Source organism: Ruegeria sp. AF8, assembly GCF_056541825.1.
Genome location: NZ_JBQFYW010000004.1, coordinates 324,048 through 330,263, shown reverse-complemented (window position 1 = coordinate 330,263; position 6,216 = coordinate 324,048). Strand labels below are relative to the sequence as shown.

At 58.6% G+C, this 6,216-nt stretch carries 9 protein-coding genes and 1 tRNA gene; 1 reads left to right on the top strand and 9 read right to left on the bottom strand.

The window, feature by feature from the left end; all coding sequences use genetic code 11:
* The 9 genes from ACR0AO_RS10555 to ACR0AO_RS10515 form a co-directional block, all read right to left on the bottom strand.
* Nucleotides 1–528 (bottom strand): hypothetical protein (locus ACR0AO_RS10555; RefSeq protein WP_480603156.1); only part of this gene is annotated, 528 nt, incomplete at its 3' end.
* A 195-nt stretch (nt 529–723) separates the two neighbouring features.
* On the bottom strand, nt 724–1,905 hold the full coding sequence (locus ACR0AO_RS10550; RefSeq protein WP_480603154.1) for a tyrosine-type recombinase/integrase: 1,182 nt from the start codon (nt 1,903–1,905) through the stop codon (nt 724–726).
* Between the two features lie 96 nt (nt 1,906–2,001).
* Nucleotides 2,002–2,076, bottom strand: a tRNA-Phe gene (locus ACR0AO_RS10545).
* 79 nt (nt 2,077–2,155) lie between these two features.
* On the bottom strand, nt 2,156–2,338 hold the full coding sequence (locus ACR0AO_RS10540) for a DNA gyrase inhibitor YacG (protein WP_480603151.1): 183 nt from the start codon (nt 2,336–2,338) through the stop codon (nt 2,156–2,158).
* Complete coding sequence (locus ACR0AO_RS10535; protein WP_480603148.1) at nt 2,335–3,357, bottom strand: ribonuclease E/G; 1,023 nt, start codon at nt 3,355–3,357, stop codon at nt 2,335–2,337. The genes ACR0AO_RS10540 and ACR0AO_RS10535 overlap by 4 nt, the downstream gene beginning before the upstream one ends.
* A complete protein-coding gene (locus ACR0AO_RS10530) occupies nt 3,354–3,932 on the bottom strand; it encodes a Maf family protein (RefSeq protein ID WP_480603146.1) in 579 nt (192 codons plus the stop codon). The genes ACR0AO_RS10535 and ACR0AO_RS10530 overlap by 4 nt, the downstream gene beginning before the upstream one ends.
* Before the next feature lie 10 nt (nt 3,933–3,942).
* Nucleotides 3,943–4,161 (bottom strand): translation initiation factor IF-1, encoded by a 219-nt coding sequence (infA, locus tag ACR0AO_RS10525; protein WP_005978431.1) that lies wholly within the window; start codon nt 4,159–4,161, stop codon nt 3,943–3,945.
* 69 nt (nt 4,162–4,230) lie between these two features.
* Complete coding sequence (locus ACR0AO_RS10520; RefSeq protein ID WP_480603143.1) at nt 4,231–5,127, bottom strand: carbon-nitrogen hydrolase family protein; 897 nt, start codon at nt 5,125–5,127, stop codon at nt 4,231–4,233.
* A gap of 67 nt (nt 5,128–5,194) precedes the next feature.
* Nucleotides 5,195–5,464, bottom strand: a complete 270-nt coding sequence (locus ACR0AO_RS10515) for a DUF4242 domain-containing protein (protein ID WP_480603141.1) — start codon at nt 5,462–5,464, stop codon at nt 5,195–5,197.
* Between the two features lie 270 nt (nt 5,465–5,734).
* Between ACR0AO_RS10515 and ACR0AO_RS10510 the strand changes: the two genes are divergently transcribed.
* Nucleotides 5,735–6,208, top strand: coding sequence for a nucleoside deaminase (locus ACR0AO_RS10510; protein WP_480603139.1), 474 nt, complete (start codon nt 5,735–5,737; stop codon nt 6,206–6,208).
* The last annotated feature ends 8 nt before the right edge of the window (nt 6,209–6,216 follow it).

The window sequence follows — 6,216 nt, the reverse complement described above, 5'->3', positions numbered from 1 at the left end:
ATAATCTCTTCCGGCTTCGGTCTCTTGTTTGCCATTCTTGGTCCTCCGTTTCCTAAACATAACGGTGGACCAGTTCAGTTGGGGAGGCTCACGCCTTGATGCCTTATGAATCAAAAGAATGTAAGGCTTCACGACTTCTACCAGCTCTAGGTACCTTCCCTGTGTTGCCAATCTGTCTGCTAGTATGTTCAGCTTGTTCAAAGACGAGGTCGTTGGCCTAGCCGTTTTGTAGAGAAAAGCGGCAACGAATGCCCAAAGAATCAGTATGATAAATGCAACCCCACCAGCACCACTGGCTGAATTATCGGCCCATTTGGCGAAACTGGCTATGGGGCCAGGGTAGTAGCTAGGAACACTTTTGGAGGGCTCTTCAGGCAGTAATAATGCACCGATCAAGGCGAACGAAAACAAAAACCACAAAACTTGCCGCTTCACGTGCAGCAGGAGCCGCAGCTTAGATACTTCGTCAAGCAGAGCAAAACCGGCTGCCAAGAATCCCAAAAATGTCAAAAAACCATCAATAGACATTTCTGCGAACCTCTCTCTTGAATCGCTGCGTCTTTTGCATTTCGATACGTCAGTTGACCATCTGAGTAAGGCCTAAGCTGCAACTACTCAACGGAAAGATGTTTGACCTCCGGCACCCACACGCAGCTTGGAGGGTGTACTATCCGGTATTGGCGCCTTGGCGATATTGGACTTCTTCACTATCCCAAGAACCAGTTAGTCCCCGTTAGTCTGCAGGTTCTCGATCAACTCTTTCGATGGTGCCATCTTCTTGAGGTAAAAGCGTTCCAGCTGATCAACCGATGTCCCCGCGTTCGTCGCCAGCGTGTGTATGTTCACCTTGCCCTTTGACCCTCTCAGCCGGGCTTGCAGGGAGTAGTGACGCAAGGAATAGGGTGAAAATTTCTGATCATCATCAGTCAGCCCAGCATTCTCCAAGATGTGGTTGAATATCCGCCGAGCTGTGTTGATCGCAGTTGTTCGATTTGGGTATTCTGGCATCCAGACATAGGCGTTCTTGTCAGGGCCATTCTCGTCAAATGGGTTCAACATGCCCTGATATAGCGGGACAGCAATCGGCATAGTTACGCTTGTTCGTTTGCCGGTCTTTCCGTCGATTTTCATCTCCAAGTGGGGCGGCTGACCTTTGACTTGGACATCCCTGTGCTTCAACCCGAACAACTCGGATTCGGTGGGGCGAAGGAAGCTGTGAACGATGAAGGTAAACATCCGTGCATGATGTTCTCTAACCTTCACACCGCGGACGACATCACCCCGCTTTGCGCACTCACGTGCCGACCTGATGAACTTCTTGTATTCCGAGTCAGTGAAGGCCAGCCGGGGCGTATCTACTGTCTTCTGCTTGGGCATAACCGGCAAGACGTTCAACACCCCGTCCTCAACCGCGATTGCCAGCACCTTGCGCATGATGATCGTGTGTTTGGCCTTCGTGCTTTCAGCCAAGGGCTTGCCGCGGTTGGCGTCGAGCTTCAGCAGATAGTCCCGAACAGCGCCGGTATTGATCTTCGACACATCCCACTTGCCAAAATACGCGATCAATCCGTCATCTGATCGGTTCAACAGCTTCGCGTCACCCCCGGACCACTTCCCGCCCTTCAGAGCTTGCATCTGGATCAACTGCTTCGCGTAGTGCTCAAAGCTGGTAGACTTCTTAGCAGCGTGGAGAGGGTGCCCACCGCTCTTGAAATTATCGGCGAACTCTACCGCGGCCTCAATGGCCTCAAGACGCACAGTTTCTTTCGTTGATCGCTGTACGTAACGCTTAGCCAGCGGATCCCAAAGCCGAAGCGTCCAGAACTTGCTGTGGCCATTCTTGAAGATAGCCAAGCCTTTTCGAATCTTCTTGAAGCTTTTGAATGCGCTCTTGGATTTCGCCATGTCGTCAGGCCCAGCTACGTAACACTACGTAACTATTCATAGCTGGATGACTGCATCGCAGCTACCACATTTTCACCAACCATTTCAGTGATTTAGTGGTGCCCGGGGGCGGAATCGAACCACCGACACGAGGATTTTCAATCCACTGCTCTACCCCTGAGCTACCCGGGCACGGGAACGGTGTCGACCGTTGGGTGGAGGCCTTCTATGACTTGCCACAGGCGGTGTCCAGAGGCTTTTTGACATTTTTTCAATGCGGACGTTCAGAAAGGGAATCGGCGATTTCGCCATTCTCTTCGGGGTCGTCCTCGCGCTCGGATGGTAAGGCATAGGATCCGTTCAGCCACTTGGCCAGATCCAGATCGGCGCAACGCCTGGAACAGAAGGGGCGGTATTTCGCAACCGTATCGTCACCGCAGATCGGGCAGCTCACTTCAGCACCTCCGTCAGAGGGATGCGTCCACGTTTGCGCTGCAATTCGAAATGGCCCAGCGGGGTCCAGCCCGCCAGAGTGGTTTCCTCGCTGTCCTGCTTGAACGCCGCGCGCAGGGCAGCTTCGAACCCGCGCCGGTCCTTTTTCGGCATCGGCGCCAGATCCAGCGTGACCTGCCCGCCAAGGCCCCGCACCCGCAGCGCACGCGGCAGGATTTTGGCGCAGGCGAAATTGGCCTTCTGACCGGCCGCCGGAGAGGTGTCCGCCCCAGTATTCACATCCACTGCCACCAGTGCACGGGTCGGCTGAATGAACAGCTGCCCGCCGCCGGGAAGCGGTTCGGCAATCCCGCGGGCCATGTCCAGCGCGTCCAGCACACCGTGGGTCTCGAACCCGCCCGGCCGTGTCACCACTTCGGCCGGATCGGTCCAGTCCCGCCAGGCAAGGGTGTGCGGGCCATCGCCTTCGGCAAGGGTTTCCGGCCCGTCACCAACGTCACCCAGAACCTTGTCTGCCAGGCCCGCCATCGCAACGATGTCTTCGGCAATCTCGTCCGCCTCGGCGTCCGCACAGCAGGATCGCAATATCAGGCCGAATGCACTGTCGCCCATCTGGTCATGGGCGATTTCCAACAGCCGGTCGCGCGCGTCTTCGTCGCGAATGCTGCGCGAGATGTTGAGGCCCGGCGCGTCCGGTGTGACGATGGCATATCGGCTTTTGAACAGCGGCCGTGCAGTGACCGGGATCGCCTTGCCCGGCTCGGCATAGCCGGTGACCTGCACAAGCAGTTGAGCGCCGGGCGCCAACCCCTTGACCTGCCGTAGAAAGGCGGGGCCATCGGGGGTGGACAGGAACATGCCGCCCTGCCCCTTGACCGGACGGTCGGCGCGGGCGCGATAGATAGTGCCGGGTGGCGGTGCATCGCCTGCGATCAGAAAATCGTCCAGCCTGCCATCCACCATCAGCGCCGCCGCCTCGCGGTCGCCGATATGGTCCAGAATTATTGTGCGACCCTTCATAACGCCCCCTGATACAGCGGCAGTCCCGCCGCCTGCAACAATCCGGCCGTCTCGGATAGCGGCAAGCCGACGATCCCGGTGAACGAGCCGCTGATCCACGGAATGAAAGCCCCCGCCGGGCCCTGAATGGCATAGGCCCCCGCCTTGCCCTCCCAGTCTCCGCTGGCCAGATAGGCGTTGACCTCCTCATCCGACAAGCGCTTGACCCTGACCTGGCTGACGACCTCGCGCGCTCGTACCTGCTCGCCGCGCCGGACGGCGACGGCGGTAATCACCTGATGGCGGCGGCCCGAGAGCGCATAAAGAAACTCGGCCGCCTGCCCCGCATCCACGGGCTTGCCCAGAATGCGGCGGCCCAGCGCCACGGTGGTGTCGGCACACAAAACGACGTCATCGTGGCCGGCCTGCACTGCCAGCACCTTTTCGCGTGCGATCCGCGCGCAATAGGGCCTTGGCAGTTCGCCCTTCTTCGGCGTTTCGTCGATGTCGGGGGGACGCACCGCATCGGGCCGCACGCCAAGCTGAGCCAGCAGGTCCAGCCGTCGCGGACTGCCCGATCCGAGGATGAACGCCATGTTGGCGGCGTTACTTGAAGCGGTAGTTGATCCGACCTTTGGTCAGATCATAGGGGGTCATCTCGACCTGAACCTTGTCGCCGGCCAGAACGCGGATGCGGTTTTTGCGCATCTTGCCTGCCGTATGCGCGATGATCTCATGGCCGTTTTCCAGCTCGACCCGAAACGTCGCATTGGGCAGGAGTTCCTTCACGACACCGGGAAATTCGAGCGTATCTTCCTTGGCCATGTTGTCTCCATCATTACGTTGCACCCGCAGAATCCGCGGGACGTGCGCTTAAATGAGCGCATTTTCCCCTTAATTCAAGGGCGGAATTGCCTGGATGTCACAGTTTGTGACGGATAAGACGCGCGGTTCCTGCTCGGCCCAGTGGGTCCGGTTCAACACCCGGCCATCTGCGCGCACATGGGCGATCGCCTCAAGATCGACCTCGGCATAGGTCCAGCCTGGCTGGTTCAATACCCCCTCGGCCAGAATGCCGGTTTCCGGAAAGCCCACATCCGGCGGACCAAAGACACCGCCCGCCCCGGTGTTCAGATCCACCGCCTCGGACCAGTCGTTCCGGCCCACAAGCGAGGCCATCACCGCAACGCACTGGTTTTCCAGCGCGCGCGCCATCGCACCGATGCGCACCCGCCAATAACCCGACAGCGCCTCGGTACACGAGGGAACGAGGATCAGGTCGGCCTCCTGCAGAGCCCTGCCCAGAAGCGGGAATTCACTGTCGTAGCAGATCAGAACACCGATCCTGCCCAGCGCTGTGTCAAACAGCTTGAGCGGCCCGCCCGGCGCGATATCCCACTGCTCGCGCTCGAACCGGGTCATGATCTGCTTGTCCTGGTGATCGCGCCCGCCCGCCGGGGTATAGAACCCGGCCCGGTTGACGGGGCGGTTAAAGCCCGCATTCACCGGGGCCGAAGCCCCCAGAATATGCACCCCGAATTCCCGCGCCAGTTTTTGATGAAGCGCGGCGGCATCCTCCATCCGGTCCGATACCGCGTGAATGGATTTCTCCAGATCGCCGGCCACATCGACCCCGTCCAGCGTCGAAAGCTCCATCGCGCCATATTCGGGAAAGACCAGCAACTCGGCACCCTGCCCGGCCGCATCAGAGACCCAATGCGCCAGCTTGTCCTCGTATTGCGCCCAGTTGTCGAACCAATCGAGCGGATAGGCGGCGGTGGCGATTTTCATGGCGGCGTCCCCGATTGCGAATGTCGCGCGACACTAATCGCGGATACCACATGCTGTACAGCCCAGATCAGCGGGCGGTGGTCGGGTCGATAATGGTCACGATCTCGGTGATCTTGTTGGCGGGAAACCCGCTGAGTTCCGCATGCTTGTGAATGGCGTCCTCGTTTTCCGCCAGATAGATGCAGAAGGTCTTGTCTCCGGCAACATAGGAATGCTGCCACTGCACCCCCGGTATCTTGTCCAGCGCCTCGTTCGACTTGGCTGATGCCCCGCCCAGTTCCTCGCCTGACATGCCTCCGACACCCGGCAGATCGCGTTCAATCACATATCTTTTCATGGCAATTCCCCCTCGAAAAGGACAAGATAGCACATTTCCGAGTGTTTGCAGAGCTTGCAAGGGCAATCACGTGCGCGGGATTGCTTTGTCGCCTTGCGCTGAAATTGGACGCCCTCGCCGCTCCTGGGCTAGAGTCACCCACGATGGAACCTTCATAAGCTCCGTTCTGCCTTGCCGTCCGTGACAGCGGCGCACATCGAATGAAGGTTCCGATACTGTCATCGCAAGCGGCAATCTGGGCTGGCGGCACCCGACATTAAGGAGGCTGACATGAAACAACGCGATCTTCAGCATTTGCGCGAGACCGTCCAGATCGCGAAACAAAGCCGCGAGGCCGGAAACCACCCCTTCGGCGCGACACTTGTTGGTCCAGACAGCGAAATCCTCATCCGCAGCGGCAACAGCTACACAAGGGACAAGGGGGTTGGACACGCCGAACTGAACGTCGCGCGTGAGGCCAGCCGCCGCTACGATCCTGAATTTCTTGCAAACTGCACCCTATACACTTCGGTTGAGCCGTGCTGCATGTGCGCGGGGGCCTGTTATTGGGCGGGAATCGGCACCGTCGTTTACGGCATGACCGAAAAACGGCTGGCGGCATTGACGGGCGACAATCCTGAAAATCTGACATTGGATTTGCCCTGCAAAACCGTTTTCAGGGCTGGTCAGCGTCCGGTTGCAACCCGTGGTCCATACGCGGAAATCGAGGATGAAGTAGCGGCGGGGCACAAAGGGTTCTGGTGACAAGAAAC